The organism is Pseudomonas oryzihabitans, assembly GCF_007665395.1.
GTDB lineage: Bacteria > Pseudomonadota > Gammaproteobacteria > Pseudomonadales > Pseudomonadaceae > Chryseomonas > Chryseomonas psychrotolerans_C.
The window spans coordinates 99366-120915 of the sequence record NZ_VDND01000008.1 but is presented as its reverse complement, the minus strand read 5'-3'; the positions used below and the strand labels follow the sequence as shown (position 1 = coordinate 120915).

The window sequence follows — 21550 nt, the reverse complement described above, 5'->3', positions numbered from 1 at the left end:
AATCCTTGTGCCGGCGGAATTCGGGCATCCCGCGTCTCAAATTGGCGGATCCTTGCCGCTGCATCGTCCAACGCTCCTGTTGGCGACCTGTCATGTCGAACTCCGCGCGCCATTGCCGAAGCGCCTCTGAAGCCAGGCACCGATCTGCGCGGGACTGAGTACGCGTTCCGCGGCGCCCATTCTAACCGCAGCAGCGGGCATGCCGTATACCGCACAACTGGCCTCGTCCTGCGCCAGGGTCGGGCAGCCGCCCTGGCGCAGGGCGAGCAGGCCGCTGGCGCCATCCCGGCCCATCCCGGTGAGCAGGATGCCGAGCGCATTGCGGACCCGTTGTGGATTACCGGCGAGGCTGGCGAAGAAAACATCCACGGAGGGACGATAGGGGTAATCGGCCGGATCGGCGGTATAGGCGAAGCGCCCGCGGCCGTCGAGCAGCAGGTGATCGTCGCCGAGGGCGACACTGACCTGGCCAGGCGCCGGCAGGGCACCGGCCAGGGCCGCCGTGACCGGCCAGGCGATCTGGGTGCCCAGCCAGCCGATGAAGCTGGGGGCGAAGCGCCGGTCGATGTGCTGGACCAGCACCACGCTGGCCTGGGGGGTCGGCGTCCAGCCGTCGAACAGACTCACCAAAGCTGCCGGGCCACCGGTGGAAGCACCAATGGCCACCAGGGCTTCCTTCGATTCGCGGGTGGCGTCCGCGGGCGTCGCCACCGTGGGCGAGGGCGCGCGGGTAGCGCGTTCCGGCAGCCGTACCAGCGGTTCGATGCGGGCGATCTTGCGCAGCAGGGCGCCGCCATCGGCGCCCCCGCTGAGCGCCGGGGTGGCGGTGACGTCGAGCGCCCCGGCGCCCATGGCGCGGAAGACGCCCTCGCAATCGTCGGGGGTGGCGGTCACCATGAGGATGGCGCAGGGCGACTGCGCCATGATGCGCCGGGTCGCCTCGATGCCATCCAGGCGGGGCATCTGCAGGTCCATGAGGATCAGGTCGGGCCGGTCCTCGGCGCAGCGGGCCACCGCTTCCTCGCCGTCGTGGGCGATCCAGGCGACGCTATGCTGTCCATCGCTGGCCAGCAGGCGACGCAGGGCCTCGGTGGCCAGCAGCAGGTCGTTGACGATGGCGATTCTCATGGCGCTCCAATGAGGTCCTGCACGGCGGTGATGAGGGCGTCGTCATGGAAGCTGCCCTTGGTCAGATAATAGTCGGCACCGGCCTGCATGCCCTTGAGCCGGTCTTCCGGACGGTCCTTGTAGGAGACGATCATCACCGGCAGGGCATGCAGCCGGGGATCGCGGCGAACCAGTTCCACCAGTTCGATGCCGTTCATGCGCGGCATGTCGATGTCCGACAGCAGCATGTCGAATTCGCCGGCGCGCACCGCGTTCCAGCCGTCCATGCCATCCACCGCGACGTCCACCTCGTAGCCCTGGCCTTCCAGCAGCTTGCGCTCCATCTCCCGCACGGTCAGGGAGTCGTCCACCACCAGGATACGCTTGGCCCGGCGGGTGTCCGCCAGCGTGCCGCTCTGCACCTGGCGCAGGCGACCTTCGCCGAGCAGGCGCTCGATACCGGTGAGCAGGTCGGCGACGTCCAGCAGCAGGACCGGGTTGCCATCGTCGAGCAGGGCACCGGCGGTGACCGAGCGCAGCTTGCCGAAGATCTCGTCCAGGGGCTTGAGCGCCAGGCCCTGTTCCCCGCGCAACCGGTCCACCACCAGGCCATAGCGCCGCTCCCCGCCACCAATCACCAGCACGGCGAGGTCGCCGCTGGGCGGGGCACCGTCCAGTTCGAGCAATTGGTGGGCGGCGACCAGGCCCAGGCGATCCTCGCCGAGGACGAAGAACGCCTTGCCTTCGAGGGAATGGACCTCGCCCGGCGCGAGGCGCAGCACCCGTTCGATGCGGGTGACCGGCAGGGCATAGGCTTCGCCGGCGATGTCGACGATCAGGGCGCGCACGATGGACCGGCTGACCGGGACCAGCAGATGGGTACTGAAGCCTTCGCCGGGTAGGGTTTCCAGGCGAACCTCGCCATCCAGGGCGCGGATGGCATCGGCGACCACGTCGAGTCCCACGCCGCGACCGGACAGCTCGGTCACCGTTTCCTTGAGGCTGAAGCCGGGCAGGAGTAGGAATTCCAGCAATTCGGCGGGGCTGAGGTTGGCGGCGACCGGCGCCGGACTCAGGCGCCGGGCGATGACCGCCGCGCGGATCCGCTCCAGATCCAAGCCCCGGCCGTCGTCGTGCAGGCTCACCTGCAGGCGTCCGGCGACGTGGCGGGCTTCGAGGCGGATCTGCCCGCACTCGGGCTTGCCCAGGGCGCGGCGTTCGGCAGGGGTTTCCAGGCCGTGGTCCACGGCATTGCGCAACAGGTGGTTGAGCGGGCTTTCCAGGCGGGCGAGCACCTCGCGGTCGATCAGGGTATCGGCGCCCTCCACCTGCAGGATGGCATCCTTGTCCAGCCCCCGCGCCAGGTCACGCACCAGGCGGGGAAAGCCCTGGACGGCATCGCGCAGTGGCCGCATGCGGACGCCGAGCACCTCGTCCAGCAGGCCCTGGCAGACCCCTAGCAGACGGCGCTCGTAGGCCTCCAGGGCTTGCAGCCGGTGCTGGTAGCGGTCGAGCAGGCTCTCCTGGCGCTGGCGCAACTCGCTGCTGGCGGCCGGCGTCTGGCCGAACAGCCCCTGCAGCTCCGCGCGATAGCCCTGGAAGCCCTGGACCAGGCCGTGCAGGCCGAGACCCATGACCCGGGCCTCGCTAGTCAGGGCGAGGATCTGGTTGAACCGGCCGCTGTCGACGCGCAGCGGATCGCGGCTGCGCTCGGCATCGGCTGGAGCTTCCTCCGCCGCCGGAGGTGCCCCCACGGGCAGGGCCGGGGGCACGGCCAACGCGGTCGCTGGCTGGGCGGCCTCGCCCTGGCTCAGCGCCTGGGCCAGGGCGCGCTGGGCGTCACGTTGCTCGGCTTGCCAGCGCTGGCCGGCGGCTTCATCCAGGCGGCTGACCTCGCCGAGGAAGTCGACGCAACGGAACAGCCGGTCGAGATCCTCGGCGCCGAGCTGGCGGCGGCCGGCCTGCACCGCGACCAGGCAGTCCTCCATGGCATGCGCCAGTTCCACCAGGCCGTCCAGGTCGACAATCCGGGCGGCGCCCTTGATGGAGTGGGCCGCGCGCATCATGGGCTCGATCACCCCGACATCGGCGGGATCGCGCTCCAGGCGCAGCAGGCCGGCGTCCAGGGGCTGGAGATGGCTCTGCACCTCGCTGGCGAAGAGATCATAGAGGGACATCTCGCGTACATCGCGCGGCGGCTGGCTCATCGCAGGGCCTCTTCCAGGGCGCGCTCCAGCCGTACCAGATCGAGCAGGCCGACTTGGTGCGGGCCTTCCTGGTAGACGCCGCCCAGGTAGCTGAGCAACTCGCCGCCCAGGGTCGCCGGCGGAGGCTGCACCGCGCCCGGGGCATAACGTTGCAGACCCAGCACCTCGTCGACCTGCACCGCCCAGTCGCGCCGGCCGATGCGCAGCAGCAGCTGGCGGGGAAAGCCGCGGGTCTGGCTGGCCGGTGCCACGGCCAGCAGCAGGTCGAGGGCGATACAGGGGTGAAGCTGCCCGCGGACCGGCACGATGCCGCGCAGCAGCGGCGAGCGGCGATGGGGTACCCGGTGGGCGGTGGTGGGCTCGCTGGCCGTGACCAGGCAGTTGCCCGGCAGGCCCAGCCACTCGGCGCCCAGGCGAAACACCAGGGCACTGGCCGAACGGGCCTGGAGGTCGTCCAGGGGCTGGGCGTAGCGCTCCGCCCAGGCGGCCCGCTCCAGGCCGTCGAGGTCGCGGGTCAGGCTCATGCGTCGGCACCCCCACGGGTCTGGATGCGCGAGGCGCGTTCACGCAGGCGGCCGGCTTCGTCGAGTCGCCCGGCTCTTTCGCAGATCAGCGCCAGGCGACAGAGCGCCGGGTAGTGTCCGGGCTCCAGGTAGAGCGCCTGGCGCAATGCCCGCTCGGCTTCGGCGGCGCGGTCGTCGGGCAGGATGAGGGCGAGCAGGAAATGCGCGCCAGCCTGGCTGCGGTCCTGTTCGAGCAGCCGGCGCAGCAGCGCCTCGGCCTCGGCGCCGCGCCCGGCATCGGCCAGACGCTGGGCTTCCGCCAGGGGTGGGCGGTCGGCCGTGGCTGGCGTGACGGGGACGGGCGTTGGCGGCGTGCTGGCGCGCAACCGGGTCGGCAACGGCGTGACGGTAGCGGGCGGGCGCGCGGCGCTCTTGCGCCGCGGCGGCGCGTGCGGTACCGGGGCGCGGAGGCTGTCGGCCGAGCCGGCCTGGCGCTTGACCAGCGCCGAGGCCTGGGCGATACCCAGGCTGGCGAAACCGTGGCGCATGGCGCTCACCATCTCCGAGCTGCCGACGCAGAGCAGGCCGTCGTCGTGCATCAGCGCGGCCAGGTGGCTCAGGGCCCGGCCCTGGGTCTGGTCGTCGAAGTAGATCAGCAGGTTGCGACAGAGCACCACGTCGAAGGGAGCACCGTCGCGCAGGCTGCCGAGTTGCAGGATGTTGCCCTGGCGAAAGCGCACCTGGTTGCGTACCGCTTCGGCCAGACGGTGCCGGTCGCCGTCGGGGGTGAAATAGCGTTCGCGAAAGCCGAGGTCGCGGGCGCGGAAGGAATTGCGCCCATAGAGTCCGCGCCTGGCTCGTTCCAGGGACGGTGGATTGATGTCGACCGCGGTCACCTGGAAGGCCTGGGCCGGCAGCCCGGTATCGAACAGGGCCATGGCCAGGGTGTAGGGCTCCTCGCCGGTGGAGCAGGGCAGGCTCAGCAGGCGTACTGGAAAACCGGTCCGCGCGTGGCGCTCCTGGGCGAAGCGAGCGGCATGGGCGATCGCCTGGGGGTCGCGAAAGAACCAGGTTTCGGGAATGACCAGCAGGTCCAGCAGGTCGGCGAATTCATCCTCGTCGTCGAGGATGCGTGCCATGTAGCCCTCGGCATCGCTTTCCTGGCGCTCGCGCAGCCGTTGGCGAATGGCCCGGCCGAGCATGTCGTCGGCGATGGCCAGGCCGGTACGGGAGCGCACCAGTGGCACCAGGCGCGGATCGAGCTTCACGCGGCCTCCTGGAACAGCACGGCGGCCAGCGCGGGGGAGAGCAGCTCGCGAGGGTCCAGCCAGAGCCAGAGTCCTTCGGGCGCTTCCAGCACCGCGCCGAGCCAGGGGTACCCGGGCAGCCGGACCCCGGCCGGACGAGGCGTGCTGGCGCTCACCCGGCGCACCTCGGCGACGCCTTCCACCACCAGCCCGAGCGCGCGGCTGCCGCCGCCGGGAAGGGGATGGTCCACCAGCAGGATGCGGGTGTCCTGCCGCGCCTGGGCGCCCGCTCCGCCGCTCATGGCGGTGACGTCGACCACCGGGATGGCTGTGCCATGCAGATTCATCAGCCCGGCGACGCCAGGTGGCGCCGCCGGAAAGCGGGTGAGTTCGAGAAAGGGCAGCACCTGGCGGATCGCGGCCGTCGGCAGGGCCGCGGCCTGACCGGCCAGGTGGAAGACCAGGATCTGCATCGTCAACGATTGACCGCGAAGGTGGCGACGCTGCTCTGCAGGTCCTGGGCCGCCTGTTGCAGGTACTGGACCGCCTCGCTGGTGGCCTTCAGCGCCTCGGTGGTCTGCTGGGTACTGTCGTTGAGCTGGGTGATGGTCTCGGCGATCTGGACGGCACCCACCGCCTGGGATTGCATGCCCTCCAGGACGATGTCGAAGCGCGCCGGGAGCTTCTGCACGTCTTCGATCACCCCGGCCAGCTGGTCGCTGACGCTGCCCACCTCCTGCACGCTGCGGCGGATCTCCTCGGAGAACTTGTCCATGCCCATCACGCTGGCGGACACCGCAGAGTTCATGTCCTTGAGCATCTGCTCGATGTCGTCGGTGGCGGCGGTGGTCTGGTCGGACAGCCGGCGGATCTCGGTGGCCACCACCGAGAAGCCGCGACCGGCTTCGCCGGCCTTCTCCGCTTCGATGGCGGCGTTGAGCGACAGCAGATTGGTCTGGTCCGCCACCTTGGTGATGGTGGTCAGCACCTTGTTGATGTGGCTGGACTTCTCCGAAAGGGCGGCGAGCTTGGCGTTGATGGAGTCGGTAGCGGCCACCATGCGCTGCATGGTGCCGTCCATGCTCGCCAGGCTGGTGCGCGCCTGCACCGCGCCATGGGTGGTCTCGTCCGCCACCTGCACGGCTTCTTCCATGGTCTTGAGCAGGGCATTGGCGTTGGCCGCGATTTCCCGGGTGGTGCTCAGGACCTCGACGCTAGTCTGCGCCTGCTCGATGCTGGTGGCTTCCTGCTGACGGGAAGAGGCGGCGATTTCGGTAGTGGAGGAGGTGACCTGGATGCCGGCGCGCTGGACCTTGGTGATCATGCCGCGCAGGTCCTCGATCATCTTGCCCAGGCCGCGGGCCAGTTGGCCGATGGCGTCGTCTCCGTCGACCGCCGTGCGCCCGGTGAGATCGCCGGCGGCGGCCTTGTTGACCACCCCGAGCAGGTCGTCGACGTCGGCGCGCAGGCGCTGCATCAGCGCCTGTTCGCGGGCGTGGTCGTCCTGGATCTGTTGCGCCATCTGATTGAAGGCCATGCCGACCTGGCCGAGTTCGTCACGGCCGCGCACCTGCACCCGCGCGCCTGCCTCGCCCGCGGAAATCCGCGCGACGGTATCGGTCAGGCCGTTGATGGAACGCAGCAGGGTGCGGGACAGCACCCAGGCGATCAGCGCGGCGAGCAGCACGCAGAGGGTGCCACCGGCCAGCAGGGTCCAGGTGAGCTGGCTGCGGACGACATCGGTATGCCCGGCCCGCTGCGCGGCCAGCTGGCGCTCTTCGTCGCCAATTGCCTGGATCTGCTGGCGCAGCCCGTCGACCTGGGCGGACATGCTGCTTACCAACGGTTCGTTGGCCAACTGCGCCGGGCTCAATTGAGTCGTCTCGCGCAGCTTGATCAGGGGGTCGAAGAAGTTCTGCCGCCACTCCGCCAGGCTCGCCTGCAGGCGGGCGAAACGCTGCTGCTGGGCCGGATTGTCCACGGTGAGCTGCAGCGGTACCCGCAGCGACGCCTCGAGGTCAGGCCACTGCTGATGGACCGCCTGGAGGTTGGCGGGGGTGTCGAACAGCCAGTAGTTGCGCAACTTGGCGCGCGTCTCCAGGACGTCGTTGTCCAGCTCGCTGACCGCCAGCAGCACCTCGGCGGTGTGCCTGTCCCAGCGGTTGGCATCGACCAGGCTCTGCAGGGCGCCATAGGTGAGCCAGAGCAGCACGACGACCAGGGCGATGATGGCGGCGAAGCCGGCGAAGAGTTTGTTCTGGATACGGATGTTATCGAGCATGGGCACCGGCACAGGCGGACGAGGGCGGGGGGAGTGAGCCCCAGGGGCCACTCTGGCTGTCCAGTAAAAGTAGCACGGTCATGCATTTGTGTGAGTCACGACTCACTTGTGGGAGCGGAACGGCGCCGAGGGTTGGCTGAGCGGTGCAGCTGGCTAAGGCGGGAGGGGCAGCCTACCGAAGATCGCTTGGCTTGGGAGGCTGCTGGAGAGAGCAGTGCGCTTCAGGTCGTCGCAGCGTCATTCGCCGCTTCGGATTGGCGCGTACCATGACTGTTCTGGCCACCCTTGCGGCCGGCCTCGGAGGCACGGGTTGGATTGTTGGCGAAATTCCCACCGCTCGCGCGGCCGCCCTTGCGTCCTGCTTCCGCCGCCCGCTCGCGGTTGTTGGCGAAGTTGCCGGGATTGCTGCTCTTGTTAGCCATAAGACCTCTCCCACTCTCTTCAATGAAGGATTGAACGCGCTGCGCCCCCTAAAGGCTAAGCCATTCAGCAAGTAAGAGTCAGGCCTAGTAAAACCAGTTCTGGACATGCGATGGAGGGGAACTTAATTGGACGAGGTCAAACTTCAATACAAGTTTTTGAAAAGGGAGGGTGGGAGCCAGAGCGATCAGGAGAAAGGTTGTACAGGATCTGTAGAGGAATTCGTTCGATTAATTTCAGGTTCGCGAGGAAATAAGGTCGTAAAATCTGAAATATTTTGAAATATTTTGCCAATCCCGCGCCCGCTTTGGGTTTCTGGGCTAAGCATTCAGACGCTAATTGCGCGCGCTCGTTCTTCGACGTCAGCGAAATTAATTGGTAAGCGGACCCGCGGTTGAGCCGCTTTGAACTAAAAGCTCACCAAGGATAATTACCCGTGCATGAATTGTGGTCTTTGTCCGAATGCGGTGCTGGCAAAGGACGCTTAGTCGGCATGCCAAGGAAATTATTTATTAATCATTGTTTCAATAAGCTTTGTGGTGATAGCCATTAAATATCAATTTCAGTAGTGGTAAACAGTATTCGGCCATCATTTTTCTCGATAACCAGGAATCTTGAGGCCAGAGGCCAGGACCCGGGATCAGCGGGCCCGGATCCAGGCCCAGCTTGCATTCAATTCCCATATGTGGGAGAAAATACCATTTTTGGGAGATCGCTATGCTCGATACTCAATTGGCCCTAAGGCTCAAGGCGCTAAGGCTGGAACAGGCGTGGTCACTGGAGCAACTGGCGACCCGGAGCGGCGTGAGCCGCGCCACCCTGTCCCGGTTGGAGAATGCCGAAGTCAGCCCGACCACGGCGGTGCTGGGACAACTCTGTTCGGCCTATGGCCTGACCCTGACCCGCTTGCTGCATAGCGTCGAGAGCAGCTTCCCGGCGCAGCTGGCGCGCGGAGCGCAACAGGTCTGGCAGGATCCCACCCAGGCGTTTTCCCGTCGCGCCGTCTCGCCACCCTCGCGGGCGCTGGCCGGGGAGGTGATCGAGAGCGAGCTGGGCCCGGATGTCGACATCCGCTACGAGGCATCGCCCCGCCCCGGCCTCGAGCATCACCTCGTGCTGCTCGAGGGTGAGCTCCAGCTATGGGTCGAGGGGCAGGCTTACCCGCTGGTTGCCGGTGATTGCCTGCGCTATCGCCTCTGGGGCAGCAGTCGTTTCCTGAGCGGTCCCAAGGGCGCTCGTTATCTCCTGTTCATGATCTGAGGACTGGCCATGATCTCCACCCCTTGCATCGAGCGGCTCGACGCCGCGGGTCTCATCGCGCACCTGGACGATTTTCAGGACCTGCTCAGCGCCTGCGTGGCCCAGGGGGCCAGCATCGGCTTCATCCTGCCGCTGACCGGGGCGGCCAGTCGCCGCTTCTGGACGGACAGCGTGGCACCGGCTGTGGGCCGGGGGGCGCGGCTCCTGTTCGTGGCCAGGGTCGGCGGGCGGGTGGTCGGCAGCGTGCAGCTGGTCCTCGACACCCCGGCCAACCAGCCCCATCGAGCGGAGGTGGCCAAGCTGCTGGTGCATCCCGCGCAGCGCCGCCTGGGCATCGCCCGCGGGCTGATGCAGGCCCTGGAAGACGCCGCGCGAGCCCTGGGGCGAGAACTCCTCACCCTCGACACCCGCAGTGACGACCACGCCGAGCCGCTCTACCTGTCCCTGGGGTACGCGGTGGCGGGGCGGATCCCCGGTTACGCCTTGGATGCTCTCCAGCCCGCACAACGCGACAGCACCACCCTGATGTACAAGACGTTGCCCGTCGCGCCCGTTAAGCTGAGCGACCCCCTCGTTCAGGAAACCTGTTAGCCATGGCCGCTCGCTCCGCAACCGAACTCTGGCAACTCCTGCGCGCCCAGGCCGACGCGGGACAGCGAGAGGCGCCGGCCCTGGCTGCCGGCCTGGCGCGGGCGCTGCTGCAGCCGGACAACCTGGCCAGTGCCCTGGCCCGGCGCTGCGCCGATGCCCTGGCGGAAGATCCGCAGCAGGCCGAGCAACTGGCCTTTCGCTTCGCGGCGCTGTATGCCGAAGGGCCGGCCCTGGTGACGGCCGCCTGCGCGGATCTGGAGGCGGTATTGGCCCGCGATCCCGCCTACGCCAGCCTGTTGGAGATCTTTCTCTTTTCCAAGGGCTTCCTCGCCTTGCAGGCGCAGCGCCTGGGCCATGCCCTCTGGCGCAACGACGAGCGCCTGCTGGCGCTGCACCTGCAGGCCCGTTGCAACCGCCTGCTGGCCATCGACATCCATCCCGCCGCGCGACTGGGCCGCGGCATCATGCTCGACCACGGCACCGGGATCGTCATCGGCGAGACGGCGGTGGTGGAGGACGAGGTGTCCATCCTGCAGCAGGTGACCCTCGGGGGTACCGGCAAGGAGCAGGGTGATCGCCACCCCAAGGTGCGCCGCGGGGTGATGATCGGCGCCGGGGTGAAGATCCTCGGCAACCTGGAGATCGGCGAGGGCGCCAAGATCGGCGCCAACAGCGTGGTGCTGCATCCGGTCGCGCCCCACACCACGGTGGTGGGCATTCCCGCCCGGCCGGTCGGCCGGCCACGGGACGCCCATCCGGCCGAGAGCATGGATCAGTCCTTCGACGCCTGAGCGAGGAAGACCTCGGCCTTGGGGTAGCGCTCGCTGTTGAGGGCGCTGGGGACTAGGCCCTCGCTGCGGGCCAGGCTGCGCACCAGCTCGCGATTGAAGGCGCTGTTGCCGGGGTCGGCCAGGTAGTCGGGCAGCGCCAGCCAGCGGGCGTCCTCGATTTCCGCGGGATCCTGGATGGCGATCTCCGCCGTCAGCGGATCGAGGCGGCAGACCACATAGAGATTGGACTTGCCGAAGCGGTAGGGGTGGGTCGTCACCATGCCGGCGATGGCGCGGAAGGCGCCGTGGATGCCGGTTTCTTCCCAGACTTCGCGAATCACCGCGGGCGCCAGGTCCTCGCCCAGCTCGACGTGGCCGCCCGGCAGCTTGTAGCCCTGGCTGCCGCGCTCGCGGATCGCCAGCAGTTCGCCCCGCGCGTTGAGCACCAGGCCGCCCACACCCAGGCTGTGGGTGGGGACGAAGGGCGCGAAGGCCGTGGGCGTGCCGCGCCAGACCAGGGTCAATTCCTGTTCGAGGCAGTTGTGGAAGACGAAGCCGGCGGCGGTGGCGACGCCGACCAGCTCGCCGAGGGCCAGCGGCAGGGTCAGCCAGATCAGGTTGCGGCCCTCGCGGCGGGCCTGGTCGAGCAGCTCCGCCAGTGCGGGAGCGAAGGCCTCGCGCGCGGCGGGGAGCGAGGCGGCGTCGATGATCAGGCCATTGAAGGCATCTTGGCGATACTGCACGGCGACTACTCCGCGGGGCGTGGCTGGATGGGCGCGGACGGTACCACACCGGCCTCGCTCGGCACCAAGAGGCTGGCCCGGGGGTTGGCGATCTCGATGCCGCGTTCGCGGAAGCGCTCGAGGATGCGCCGATTGAGTTCGCGCTGGACGCCCCAGCGGCCCTTGTCGATGCACCTCATCTGGCCGGCCAGGGTGACCATGGAGCCGTCCACCGCATCCACCCCCCAGATCTCCAGGTCGGCGAGAATGAGGTCCTTGAACCCCTCGTCGGCGCGCATCCCGGCCCCGATGTCCTTGAGTTCGGCGATGGCGCGCTCGATGTCTTCGCCGTAGCCCACGCTGATGCGCAGGGCGGCGTTGCCGATCCCGCGGTTGATGTTGTTGACCGCCGACACCGAGCTGAAGGGCACGATGTGCAGGGAACCGTCGCCAGCGCGCAGCCGCACGGTGCGGATCGACAGGTATTCGACGGTGCCGGAGACCCCGGCGACGGTGACCCAGTCACCCACCTGCATGGCGTTCTCCAGCAGCAGGAAGATGCCGGTGATGAAGTCCTGCACCAGCTTCTGCGAACCGAAGCCCAGGGCCACCCCGATGATGCTGGCGCTGGCCAGCAGCGGCGTGGTGTTGATGCCCAGCTCGCTCAGGGCGGTGAGGCCGACGATCAGCGCGACGAGGATGAACAGCCCGGTGCGCAGCATCGGCAACAGGGTGCGCAGGCGGGCGGCGCGGACGGTGTCGCCACATTCGGTCCAGCGGGTCAGGCGGCCGTTCACCGCGACGTTGGCGCCCTCCCAGATGGCCACGGCGATGATGGCGGCGACCAGGATGGTGAGGAAGGCGGACAGCAGGCTGCGCCCGATACTGCCGGTGGCGAACCACTCCAGCACGTCCCAGCCCCAGGATTGGAACAGCGCCAACATAGTGATCAAGGTGACGATCACGCCCACCAGCCAGCGCGCCAGGGGATAGTAGCGCTGCAGGTGCAGGTCGCTGGCCGGGGCGCCCTTGCGGGCGGCCGGCTGGAACAGCCGACCCAGCAGGCCGAGCAGGAACACCGCGGCCAGTCGCCCGAGGATGACGATGCCGGCGGAAAGGGCGATGAAGTTCATCAGCCGCGGCAGGCCGTTCTCGATGTCCAGCGCCCACATGGTCCAGCCACCCATAACGAAGACCGCGGCGAACACTGCCCAGACCTGACCCAGCCAGGCGCGTAGCACCGCCAGGGCGCCACTGCCGTCCTCGCGACCGGCGATGCGCACGGCGACCGGCCGCCGCACATGGAAGATCAGGCCGACCACCAGCAGGTGGGCGAGCAGCGAGACCAGCTTGACGATGGCCTCGCGGCCGGCTTCGTTGGCGCCGAGGATATCCGCGGCCTGGGCCAGGGCCAGGCCGAAGGTGATCAGGGCGACGAAGGCGTGCAGCCAGCGCAGCAGGGTATTGGCGAGCGACGCCTTGACCTTGAGCAGGCGAATGCCATGGGCGGCGGGATCGATCAGCAGGCGGATGACGATCAGCGCGAGGCGGGTGGTGAGGTAGGCACCGAGGAAGCCACCGACCAGCTCGCGCTGGCTGGCATTCGACCCCACCAGGTAATGGATGGTCAGCGCCGCCGCGGCCCAGAAGGCTAGTAGCGGCAGCAGCTCCAGCAGCAGCAGGCCGAGGGCGAAGGGCAGGTGCCTCAGGGTGGTCCAGTGCTCCTCGGCGCTCGGCCTGCTGCGCTCGGCCGCTGCCGGTTCGGGTCTGTCGACGGCGGGCGCCGGCTCGCTCGGCAGGGGCGCGGCGCTGTCGGACGGGGCGATGGGTACCTCCTCCAATCGATCGACGCCATCGCGCTGGGTCTGCACCAGGGCCACCGCAGGCTCCGCCGGGCGCGTGGCGGTGGCGCTGTCGTCGGCGGCCTCGGTGGGCAGGCTCGACTGGCGGGCCGCGGCCCGCTGCGCCTCGCGCCGGGCTCGGCTGTCGGCGTGATCGGCATGCCGCTGCAGTGTCTGCCGCGGACGCCTGAGCAGGCGATGCACCAGCCATTCGACCAGCAGGCCGGCGGCGAACAGCACGGCCAGGGTGAGGAAGGCCTCCAGCAGGGCGCGACGCCCCGCGGCGGAGGTGAAGCTGGCGCGGGACCAGTCCGGCAGGCTGGTCACCGCGCGTTGGACCTGGACCAGCTCGCCGCCCAGGTTGTCCGCCCAGCGCCCGACGCGGTTGAGGGTCTGGGCGATGAGGCCGTTGGCCTCCAGCGGCACCAGCGTCTTTTCCTCGGTGGCGGCGGGGGCCGGGGTCGCCGCCGGTGTGCTGGTCGTGGCGGCGGCTGGGGCCCCGCTCGTCACGCCCGGCGCCTGGTCGGCGATCGCCTGCAGCGTCAGGATCAGCTCCTGGCGGCGTTGCGGATCCTGGAGCAGGGCCGCGACCTGGCGTGCCTGTTGGGGGTCGAGTCCGGCGGGTGCGCCGCTGGCGGTTTCTGCGGCGTGCAGGGGCAGGGCGAAGAGCAGCAGCAGGCAAAGCAGGAGTTTCGGCATGGGCAGGTATCGGTCATGACGAGGGATCAGGCAGTTAGGACCCGGGATCGACGCCGACGCTCCCTTCAACCGGCGATCGTCTGCCGCTGCAGGCGCCGCCAGTCGCCCGGGGTCTGCTCGGTCCAGCGCTTGAAGGCGCGCTGGAAGGCCGCGGGCGAGGCGAAGCCCAGCAGGTAGGCGATCTCGCCGAAACTGGCCTCGGTGTCGCGGATATAGGCCAGGGCCAGGTCGCGGCGGGTCAGGTTGAGCAGGGCCCGGTACTGGCTGCCTTCTTCCGCCAGTTTGCGCCTGAGCGTCCAGGGCGGCAGGCGCAGTCGCGTGGCGATCTGCTCCAGGGTCGGCTCGCCGTGGCGCAACAGTGGCCCCATGACCTCGACCACCCGCTCGGTGAGCCCGCGGGTGCGGGTCAGGCGGGCGTGCTCGGCCTCGCTAAGGGCCAGCAGCTGGCGCCAGGTGGCCGGGCAATGGTCGGCGCCGGGCAGGCTGAGGGTGCGCGCATCGAGCAGCAGGGCATTCTCGTTGGCAGCGAATTCCACCGGGCAGCCGAAGAGGGTCTCGTAGGGCGCCAGGTCGGCTGGCGCCGGGTATTCGATGAGCACGCGGCGCGGTCGCAGCGGCTGCCCGGCCACGGCGCCCAGCAGCGCCAGCCAGGCGCTGAGTACTCCATCCACCACGAAGCTGTTATAGCCGTTGTAGGGGCTGATGCTATAGAAGTGCAGCCAGGCGTCGCGGCCCTGGGCCGCGTAGCGCGACTGGCCACGGTAGTTGCGGCCATAGAGCGGCTCCAGCCGCAGCAGCGTCTCGGCGGCGTGGCGCACGTCCGCCGCCTGGGCGACGGTGACGCCGGCCAGGCCGAGAAAGGCCGGTCGCATCGCCTGGCCCATGGCCAGGCCCAGGGCGGGATCGCCGGTCAGCTCCAGGGCGGCATGCCCGAGGCGCATGTAGTGCGGAATCGACAGTCGTCCGCCGGGCTCGGCCAGCCGCGCCGGCGTCAGCCCGAAACGCTCGAGCAGGCCCTGGGCATCCGCCCCTCGCGTCGCGACGGCAGCGGCCAGCGCCAGCACGAAGCCGGTGGACAGGTCGCCCAGGCGCAGCGCCGGCGCCCTCATAGGCGCAGATTGATCAGCTGGGTGCCGGCCCGCGCGGGGTCGGTGGCCGAGGCCGCGTCCGGGGTGAAGGCCTGGCTGGCACCGCCGGCCTGCCATTCCCACAGCCGTCCGCGCAGGTGGACCTCCAGCGCCGCCCGGACCCCGGCGGCGCGCAGCCGCTGGGGATCGAAGGGCGCGGGTGCGGGATGACCGTCGGAGACGAGGGCGGGGATCGCCAGCAGGTCCACCTGGGGATCGTCCAGTACCCCGGCGCGGCTGGAGTCGCTGCCCTGGATCACGCCCAGGCGGCCGAGGGGCGTCTGCAGGCGCAGCAGCGGCGGGGTCAGGTCGTCGCCGCGCTCGTCGGTCGCTAGCGGCCGGATGAGCGGTTGACCCAGGGGTTGGCCGTCGGGGCCGAAGACCAGGGTGACGTTACGCAGGGGGCCGCTGCCTACCGTCAACTCGCCGTCGACCAGCGCCGGGCCGGGCAGCACGATGGAGCCGGCGACCAGGGTGACGTGGTAGCGGCGGGCGAGGCCGGCGCAGAGTTGCTGGTAGGCACTGGCCATGTCCCAGGCCTTCATGCGCAGCAGGCTGTCGACCAGGCGCGGGTTACCCTCGGCCTGGAACCAGGCCCGGGCGACGCGCAGGGGATTGCCCAGCACCAGCCATTGAATCGCCTCGGTGGAATGGGCGGCCGCATAGACCTCGGGCTTCTCGCCCATCAGCGCCAGGGGTGTACCCAGGTGTTCGGGCAGGACCACGATGGTCTGGCTGCCGAGCAGGCCAAGGCGGCGGGCATTGGCCAGGGCGGCATCGAGCTTGAGCCGCAGCCGCTCGGGATTGCCGTAGTCCAGCGCGACCAGCTCGGGCTCGATGCCCAGCAGGTTGCCGGTGGTGGCCGCGGCCGGGGTGGTGGTCAGGTCCACCGCCAGGTCGCTGCGCAGGTCCGACAGGTAATGAAAGGCTGGCCGCTGGGCCACCCAGCCCGCCAGCACGGCGAACAGGGCGATCAGCACCAGGAACACGAGCTTGCGCATCAGCACTCCAGAGCGGTCCCGGCCCCCTCGGCCGGGCGGGATACAGGTGCCCAGGGTAGGAGACCGCGCGGCCACTGCCAAGTAGCGGCTGTGCATTTGGGTAAAGAGGTTGTCATCTTTGGTGATTGAGACCCGGACGGGCTGCTCCTATCGTGGCGGCAGGCCTCCCCAGAGAGGCCAGCCACCGGAGACCGCCATGATCGAGCTTGCCGCCGTTAATACCACCCCTGAAGTACGCTATCCGCAGCTGCTCGAACCCCTGCACGTGGGGGCGATCACCTTGCGTAGCCGGGTGGTGATGGGGTCCATGCACACTGGGCTGGAAGAGCGGCCGGGCGGCTTCGCGCGCATGGCGGTGTTCTTCGCCGAACGGGCCCGCGGCGGGGTGGGCCTGATCGTCACCGGCGGGATCGCGCCCAACGCAGAGGGCGCCGTCTACCAGGGCGCGGCCAAGCTGACCACGCCCGAAGAGGCCGAGCAGCACCGCGCCATCACCGCCGCGGTGCATGCCGAGGGCGGGCACATCTGCCTGCAGATCCTGCATGCCGGTCGCTACGCCTATAACCCGCAGCTGGTGGCGCCTTCCGCGCTGCAGGCGCCGATCAATCCCTTCACCCCGCGCGAACTCGAGGACGCCGAGGTGGAGGCGCAGATCCAGGCCTTCGTCCGCTGTGCGCAGCTGGCGCAACAGGCCGGCTACGATGGCGTCGAGGTGATGGGCTCAGAAGGCTATTTCATCAACCAATTCATCGCGGCCCGGACCAACCACCGTAGCGACCGCTGGGGCGGCGACTTCGCCAGCCGCTGCCGCCTGCCCCTGGCCATCGTCGAGCGCATTCGCGCGGCGACCGGCGCGGACTTCCTCATCATATTCCGCCTCTCGCTGCTGGATCTGGTGGAGCAGGGCAGCTCGCCCGAGGAATGCCTGCAACTGGCACTCTGGCTGGAAGCGGCCGGGGTCAGCCTGATCAACACCGGCATCGGCTGGCACGAGGCGCGGATTCCCACCATCGCCACCCTGGTCCCCCGCGGGGCCTTCGCCGCGGTCACCGCGCAGCTCAAGGGCCGTGTCGGAGTGCCGCTGATCGCCACCAACCGCATCAATACCCCAGAGGTGGCCGAGGCCATCCTCGCCGCCGGCCAGGCCGATCTGGTGTCCATGGCGCGGCCGCTGCTGGCCGATCCCGACTTCGTCGCCAAGGCCGCGGCCGGGCGCGCCGACGAGATCAACACCTGCATCGCCTGCAACCAGGCCTGCCTGGACCATACCTTCGCCGGCAAGCTGACCAGCTGCCTGGTCAACCCGCGGGCCTGCCATGAGACCGAGTTGCAGATCCTGCCCGCCGTCCAGCCCCAGACCTTCGCCGTGGTCGGCGCCGGGCCGGCCGGCCTGGCGGCCGCCTGCACCCTGGCTGAGCGCGGCCATCGGGTGGTGCTGTTCGAGGCGAGCGCCCGTATCGGCGGCCAGTTCAACGTCGCCAAGCGCATTCCCGGCAAGGAGGAATTCGGCGAGACCCTGAGGTACTTCGGGCGCCGTCTGGAGCGACTCGGTGTCGAGGTACGCCTCAACCAGCGCGTGAGCGCCGCCGAACTGCAGGCCGCGGGCTTCGCCTCGGTGATCCTGGCGACCGGGGTGACCCCGCGTATTCCCCCCATCCCCGGCGTCGATCACCCCAAGGTGCTGGGCTATCTGGACGTCCTGCTGGAACGCAAAGCCGTGGGCCAGCGGGTCGCCCTGATCGGCGCCGGTGGCATCGGCTTCGATGTGGCGGACTTCCTCACCCATCCCCACCCCGACGCGGAGCCCCTGGCGGCCTTCTACGCCGAATGGGGGATAGATCCGAGCTTCAGTACCCGGGGCGGACTGGCCCCGGTGGCTGCGCCGGCGGTGGCCCGCGACGTCTGGCTGTTGCAGCGCAAGCCGGGCAAGCCGGGCAAGGGCCTGGGCAAGACCACCGGCTGGATTCATCGCGCGCGGTTGCAGCAGCGCGGCGTCAAGGCGATCGGCGGGGTGGAATACCTGCGCATCGACGATGCCGGCCTGCACCTGCGCCTGCCCGATGGCGTCGAGCAGGTGCTCGCGGTGGACAACGTGGTGCTCTGCGCCGGCCAGGAATCCTTGCGCGAGCTGGAAGACGAGCTGATCGCCGCGGGCATCGCGGTGCACCGGGTCGGCGGGGCGGATGTCGCCGCCGAGCTGGATGCCAAGCGGGCCATCGACCAGGCCACCCGCCTGGCCGCGCAACTGTAACTCTTCGTTGCAAGACGGATGGATTTCTGTGATCCGCTCCGCATAACATCCTTTCGGGGCCGACCCCTGTCCCAATGTCCGGTCTCTCTTCCAATCAGCCGGTCAGGATTGGCTAAGCTGCCGTCCTGACGCAGCGGCGGAGCTAGCTCCCCGATGGCGCGCGGTCAGGCGCCGCAGGAAGATTGCCTGGCGGTCCGCGGGTAGGCGTAGGATGCACGTCCGGTCGCCTCGCCCCGCCGGCGTCTGAGCCAGTCGCGGGGTCGCGGCGCTGGCCTCGGTATTCATGTGGGATCGACAGAGCACGCGGCACAGATGGCAGAAACGTTGAACGAAGAGGCGGTACTGACCCCGGTGGTGCTGGGGTTTGGCGACCAGGGCGTGAATCGTGCCTTGCTCTATCCCGATTTCCAGGCGCTCTGGCAAGGCGAGCAGGTGCTGCTCGACTGTGCCGGGCGTCGTCATCGCTTCGTCTATCTGCTGCTGGACGAGCACCGGCGGGTCAAGGCCGCGGTGTTCTTCCTGCTGGCCTTCGATACCCAGGGCGGACCTCTTCCGGAGTGGAACCTGCCGCTGGGCGAGCTGGCCGAGCGCGGTGACGTTGGGCCCGACCTGGGCGCGGGGCCGATCCGCCTGGCGAGCCGCAGCCACTGCCCGCTGTCCTGGCACCAGGGCGATCTGTGGGACCCACGCAGCGATGGCGAGCACGATGACTGGCAGGCCATCCGCGACTGCCTCGGCCTGGTCGCCCCGCGCGCGGGCGAGGTGGAGCTGGCCGGGGAATACCACCCCAGCGCCGCGGATGGCATCGACATCGAGGCTCGCCTCGAACGGGTCAGGCGGATCCTCGCCCAGGAGCACCAGGAGGCCCTGGACAAGCTGATCGCCGGCCAGCGCACCCGCCTGCTGACCCTGACCCGCCAGCACCAGGAGGACCTGGCGCGGCTGCAGCGCGACGCGGATGAGGTGCGCACCGCCAAGGCCGAGCTGGAGGTGCGCTACGCCGCCCTGGCCCAGCACCTGGAGCAGCAGAACGACCTGGCGCGCCAGCAGCGCGAGGAACTCAACGAACAGATGCGTACCCTGGAGCGCAACGCCCTCTACAAGATCGAGGCGCTGCGCATCCAGGCCGAGGCAGAGAGCGAGGCCCGGGTGGCCGCCGCGGTGGGCGAGCTGAAGAACCAGCTGACCATCCGCGAGGTGGAACTCAAATACCGTGACGAATTGGATGGCCAGCTCCAGGAAGACATCCGCCAGCTGCGCGAGCGTTGTGCCCAGCTGGTTGGCGACAGCAACGAGGGTCAGCTGGAGCGCCTGGCGCGCCAGGGCATCCTCTTCGTCACCTTCCAGCCCGGTGCCGGCCACCTCATCCTCGGCCGCCAGGACGTACCGCGGTTCAGTGCCGACCCCCTGGGCTTCGTCGCCGAGCACTGCAAGGTCAGCCGCGAGCAGTACCAGCGCTGGCTGGAGCATCACCAGCAGCCGGTCTGCCAGGCCGAGGTGGATGGCGAGCGTTGCGGTCGACCGGTGGTGCGGGTGGAGCATCCCGCCCAGTTCGATCCGCTGTGCTCGACCCGTTGCGCCGAGCACCGGGGCGGCGACACCGATGGCGACGTCGCCAATCTCTGATCGCGCCTACCCCAGGTCTCATGACGGTCTTCCCGCCTGCCGCGCTCCAGGAGGTACAACTGCCCCTGCTGGCGGCACGTGGCCTGCAGCTGGCGGTGCTGCGCCTGGACCAACGCCCACCCGGCCAGAACGGCAACAAGGGCTACAAGCTGCTGCCCTGGCGCGAGCGCCTGGATCGCGGCGAAGGTCGAGGGCTGATCAGCCTCGGCGGGGCGCATTCCAACCACCTGCATGCCCTGGCCGCCGCCGGGCGCGAGGCGGGCTTCGCCACGGTCGGCCTGCTGCGCGGCGAGCCCTGTAGCACGCCCACCGTGCAGGATCTGCAGGCCTGCGGGATGACCCTGCACTGGCTCGGCTATGGCGGTTATCGCCGGCGCCATGACGCGGACTTCTGGGCGCCATGGCAAGCACGCTACCCCGATTTGTTGCCCATTCCCGAAGGCGGCTGCGCTGAGCGGGCAGCCCAGGCCTGCGCCGCGATCGTCTCGGAATTGCACCGGGGCCTCGCCTACCTGGGCTGGCCCGACTGCCAGCAGCTGTGGCTCGCCGCCGGTACCGGCACCACCCTGGCCGGGGTGATCCGCGCCGCCGCGCCGGACTGGCAGGTGGTGGGCGGCCTGGCGGTACCGCCGGGCCACGGCGTCGAGGCGACGCTGCAGGCCCTGCTACCGCGCGCCACCCGCCTGAACTGGCGCCTGGTGGACGCCAGTCGCGGCGGCTTCGGCCGGATCGACGCGGAGCTGGCGCGGGGCATGGCGGACTTCGAGGGCCAGACCGGGATCGCTCTCGATCCCCTCTATACGGGCAAGCTATGGCTGGCCCTGCAGGAGGAGATCGCGCGGGGTGCCGTGGCGCCGGGCAGTCGGCTGGTATTGATCCATAGCGGCGGCCTCCAGGGTCGCCGGGCCCTGGCGACTCAGTTGGCGGCACTGGCCAGCGGCTGAGCCGGCCAGCCGGCGGGCACCAGGAATAGCCGGGCGTTTTCCTCCCCCTGTCCGTCACGCTGCACCAGCAGCTGTGGCCAGACCGGTGCCTCGTTGGGAAGCGGCAGGCAAGGGGTGCTGGCCACCGCCGGCGCCAGCCAGTGGCCCTTGGGCAAGACCTCCCAGTGGCCGGCCGGCAGCTGCACGCGCTCGCACCATAGCTGGGGTTGTCGCGGCGGCAGGGCATCCACCGGCCAGGGCAGGGCGGCGGCGACCGGCTGGAACAGGTAGCCGCCCACCCAGAGCGCGGCCCGAGGTGGCGCTATGTCCAGCGCCGCCAGATGGCTCCGGGCCAGGGCCGTCGCCGACAGCGGCAGCTGGCGCTCGCGCAGATGGGCGAGCTTGCGCGCCAGCTGGTCTTCGCCCCCCGGGCCCAGCCAGCGGGGCGCCCTGGGCGAGCCCTCGCCCAGGTAGAACTTCACCGCCAGCTCCAAGTGATGGACCCCTTCGGCGTCTTCCACCAGCAGGTCCAGCTCGCCCAGGGTGCGCTCGCCCTCGCGCAGCGGCAGGTTGGCAGCCCGCAGTCGCACGCCAGGCGCCCGCTCCAGGGCGAATTGCCAGAGTCTTTCGTACTGCCGACCCAGCCGGCGGTCACTGCCCTGGGCCAGCCAGGCAGCCAGTTCCGCGGGGGCCGCGTCCTGTTGCCGCAGCCAGTCGGCGAGCCGCCCGGGCTGGCGCGCCCAGTCGCTGGCGACCAGCGGATGGCGGGTATCGGCGGCCACCAGCAGGGGCGGCGCGACCAGGGTCCAGGCGAGGTCCCGCACCTGGGGCTGGCTCAGGCGGCGGGGCAGGGCGTGCAGCTCGGCGAAGGGCGTCATGGTGCCAGCATAGGCCAAGCGTGACCCTAGCGGATCACTCGCGGCGACCCGTGGTCGGATGGAGGCGGTTTGCCGCTGCCAGGGGCTTTCGCCCAT

General features: G+C 69.6%; 17 protein-coding genes and 1 pseudogene. 6 read left to right on the top strand and 12 right to left on the bottom strand.

Annotated features, from left to right (window positions below):
• Positions 1-90: 90 nt before the first annotated feature.
• From cheB to FSV73_RS17090, 7 genes and pseudogenes are all read right to left on the bottom strand, one after another.
• On the bottom strand, positions 91-1128 hold the full coding sequence (gene cheB, locus FSV73_RS17120) for a chemotaxis-specific protein-glutamate methyltransferase CheB (RefSeq protein ID WP_145009042.1): 1038 nt from the start codon (positions 1126-1128) through the stop codon (positions 91-93).
• Positions 1125-3314: a hybrid sensor histidine kinase/response regulator gene (locus tag FSV73_RS17115; RefSeq protein ID WP_145009041.1), complete on the bottom strand. Its 2190-nt coding sequence runs from the start codon at positions 3312-3314 to the stop codon at positions 1125-1127. The genes cheB and FSV73_RS17115 overlap by 4 nt, the downstream gene beginning before the upstream one ends.
• A complete protein-coding gene (locus tag FSV73_RS17110) occupies positions 3311-3838 on the bottom strand; it encodes a chemotaxis protein CheW (protein ID WP_145009040.1) in 528 nt (175 codons plus the stop codon). Before FSV73_RS17110 ends, FSV73_RS17115 begins: the two co-directional genes overlap by 4 nt.
• The gene (locus tag FSV73_RS17105; RefSeq protein WP_145009039.1) at positions 3835-5085 is read right to left on the bottom strand and encodes a CheR family methyltransferase; all 1251 of its coding nucleotides are present in this window, start codon (positions 5083-5085) and stop codon (positions 3835-3837) included. The genes FSV73_RS17110 and FSV73_RS17105 overlap by 4 nt, the downstream gene beginning before the upstream one ends.
• A complete protein-coding gene (locus FSV73_RS17100; RefSeq protein WP_145009038.1) occupies positions 5082-5537 on the bottom strand; it encodes a chemotaxis protein CheW in 456 nt (151 codons plus the stop codon). Before FSV73_RS17100 ends, FSV73_RS17105 begins: the two co-directional genes overlap by 4 nt.
• Positions 5538-5539: 2 nt before the next feature.
• Positions 5540-7345, bottom strand: a complete 1806-nt coding sequence (locus tag FSV73_RS17095) for a methyl-accepting chemotaxis protein (protein WP_145009037.1) — start codon at positions 7343-7345, stop codon at positions 5540-5542.
• A 221-nt stretch (positions 7346-7566) separates the two neighbouring features.
• Positions 7567-7743, bottom strand: a pseudogene (locus FSV73_RS17090) (general stress protein); the annotation flags it as partial.
• 739 nt (positions 7744-8482) lie between these two features.
• On the opposite strand from FSV73_RS17090, the gene FSV73_RS17085 reads away from it, so the two are divergent.
• Genes FSV73_RS17085 through cysE form a run of 3 tightly spaced genes read left to right on the top strand, consistent with a single transcriptional unit; the run spans position 8483 to position 10407 of the window.
• Positions 8483-9025, top strand: coding sequence for a helix-turn-helix domain-containing protein (locus tag FSV73_RS17085; protein ID WP_145009035.1), 543 nt, complete (start codon positions 8483-8485; stop codon positions 9023-9025).
• Positions 9026-9034: 9 nt separating this feature from the next.
• Entirely contained in the window at positions 9035-9616 is a 582-nt protein-coding gene (locus FSV73_RS17080; RefSeq protein WP_145009034.1) for a GNAT family N-acetyltransferase, read from the top strand.
• Positions 9617-9618: 2 nt separating this feature from the next.
• Positions 9619-10407: a serine O-acetyltransferase gene (gene cysE, locus FSV73_RS17075; RefSeq protein WP_145009033.1), complete on the top strand. Its 789-nt coding sequence runs from the start codon at positions 9619-9621 to the stop codon at positions 10405-10407.
• Here cysE and FSV73_RS17070 read toward each other — a convergent pair.
• From FSV73_RS17070 to FSV73_RS17055, 4 genes are all read right to left on the bottom strand, one after another.
• Positions 10389-11129 carry an NUDIX hydrolase gene (locus FSV73_RS17070; RefSeq protein WP_145009032.1) on the bottom strand — a complete coding sequence of 247 codons (741 nt, stop codon included), beginning with the start codon at positions 11127-11129 and terminating at the stop codon, positions 10389-10391. The two genes, cysE and FSV73_RS17070, sit on opposite strands and share 19 nt — an antisense overlap.
• A 5-nt stretch (positions 11130-11134) precedes the next feature.
• Positions 11135-13648, bottom strand: a complete 2514-nt coding sequence (locus FSV73_RS17065) for a mechanosensitive ion channel domain-containing protein (RefSeq protein ID WP_145009031.1) — start codon at positions 13646-13648, stop codon at positions 11135-11137.
• A gap of 65 nt (positions 13649-13713) precedes the next feature.
• Entirely contained in the window at positions 13714-14757 is a 1044-nt protein-coding gene (locus tag FSV73_RS17060) for an AraC family transcriptional regulator (protein ID WP_145009030.1), read from the bottom strand.
• Entirely contained in the window at positions 14754-15776 is a 1023-nt protein-coding gene (locus tag FSV73_RS17055; RefSeq protein WP_145009029.1) for a hypothetical protein, read from the bottom strand. Before FSV73_RS17055 ends, FSV73_RS17060 begins: the two co-directional genes overlap by 4 nt.
• Positions 15777-15972: 196 nt before the next feature.
• Between FSV73_RS17055 and FSV73_RS17050 the strand changes: the two genes are divergently transcribed.
• The 3 genes from FSV73_RS17050 (at position 15973) to FSV73_RS17040 (ending at position 20597) form a co-directional block, all read left to right on the top strand.
• The gene (locus tag FSV73_RS17050) at positions 15973-18027 is read left to right on the top strand and encodes an NADPH-dependent 2,4-dienoyl-CoA reductase (protein WP_145009028.1); all 2055 of its coding nucleotides are present in this window, start codon (positions 15973-15975) and stop codon (positions 18025-18027) included.
• A gap of 312 nt (positions 18028-18339) precedes the next feature.
• Positions 18340-19653 carry a chromosome partitioning protein ParA gene (locus FSV73_RS17045; RefSeq protein WP_186309262.1) on the top strand — a complete coding sequence of 438 codons (1314 nt, stop codon included), beginning with the start codon at positions 18340-18342 and terminating at the stop codon, positions 19651-19653.
• Positions 19654-19673: 20 nt separating this feature from the next.
• Positions 19674-20597 (top strand): 1-aminocyclopropane-1-carboxylate deaminase/D-cysteine desulfhydrase, encoded by a 924-nt coding sequence (locus FSV73_RS17040; RefSeq protein ID WP_145009027.1) that lies wholly within the window; start codon positions 19674-19676, stop codon positions 20595-20597.
• Here the strand turns inward: FSV73_RS17040 and FSV73_RS17035 are convergent.
• Positions 20570-21550 carry a DUF1853 family protein gene (locus tag FSV73_RS17035; protein ID WP_145009026.1) on the bottom strand — a complete coding sequence of 327 codons (981 nt, stop codon included), beginning with the start codon at positions 21548-21550 and terminating at the stop codon, positions 20570-20572. The two genes, FSV73_RS17040 and FSV73_RS17035, sit on opposite strands and share 28 nt — an antisense overlap.

What these genes read in the sequence shown, in the direction of transcription:
- cheB (WP_145009042.1), bottom strand. Translation starts at nt 1,128, where the DNA reads ATGAGAATCGCCATCGTCAACGACCTGCTGCTGGCCACCGAGGCCCTG.
- FSV73_RS17115 (WP_145009041.1), bottom strand. Translation starts at nt 3,314, where the DNA reads ATGAGCCAGCCGCCGCGCGATGTACGCGAGATGTCCCTCTATGATCTC.
- FSV73_RS17110 (WP_145009040.1), bottom strand. Translation starts at nt 3,838, where the DNA reads ATGAGCCTGACCCGCGACCTCGACGGCCTGGAGCGGGCCGCCTGGGCG.
- FSV73_RS17100 (WP_145009038.1), bottom strand. Translation starts at nt 5,537, where the DNA reads ATGCAGATCCTGGTCTTCCACCTGGCCGGTCAGGCCGCGGCCCTGCCG.
- FSV73_RS17095 (WP_145009037.1), bottom strand. Translation starts at nt 7,345, where the DNA reads ATGCTCGATAACATCCGTATCCAGAACAAACTCTTCGCCGGCTTCGCC.
- FSV73_RS17085 (WP_145009035.1), top strand. Translation starts at nt 8,483, where the DNA reads ATGCTCGATACTCAATTGGCCCTAAGGCTCAAGGCGCTAAGGCTGGAA.
- FSV73_RS17080 (WP_145009034.1), top strand. Translation starts at nt 9,035, where the DNA reads ATGATCTCCACCCCTTGCATCGAGCGGCTCGACGCCGCGGGTCTCATC.
- cysE (WP_145009033.1), top strand. Translation starts at nt 9,619, where the DNA reads ATGGCCGCTCGCTCCGCAACCGAACTCTGGCAACTCCTGCGCGCCCAG.
- FSV73_RS17065 (WP_145009031.1), bottom strand. Translation starts at nt 13,648, where the DNA reads ATGCCGAAACTCCTGCTTTGCCTGCTGCTGCTCTTCGCCCTGCCCCTG.
- FSV73_RS17060 (WP_145009030.1), bottom strand. Translation starts at nt 14,757, where the DNA reads ATGAGGGCGCCGGCGCTGCGCCTGGGCGACCTGTCCACCGGCTTCGTG.
- FSV73_RS17055 (WP_145009029.1), bottom strand. Translation starts at nt 15,776, where the DNA reads ATGCGCAAGCTCGTGTTCCTGGTGCTGATCGCCCTGTTCGCCGTGCTG.
- FSV73_RS17050 (WP_145009028.1), top strand. Translation starts at nt 15,973, where the DNA reads ATGATCGAGCTTGCCGCCGTTAATACCACCCCTGAAGTACGCTATCCG.
- FSV73_RS17045 (WP_186309262.1), top strand. Translation starts at nt 18,340, where the DNA reads ATGGCAGAAACGTTGAACGAAGAGGCGGTACTGACCCCGGTGGTGCTG.
- FSV73_RS17040 (WP_145009027.1), top strand. Translation starts at nt 19,674, where the DNA reads ATGACGGTCTTCCCGCCTGCCGCGCTCCAGGAGGTACAACTGCCCCTG.
- FSV73_RS17035 (WP_145009026.1), bottom strand. Translation starts at nt 21,550, where the DNA reads ATGGGCGAAAGCCCCTGGCAGCGGCAAACCGCCTCCATCCGACCACGG.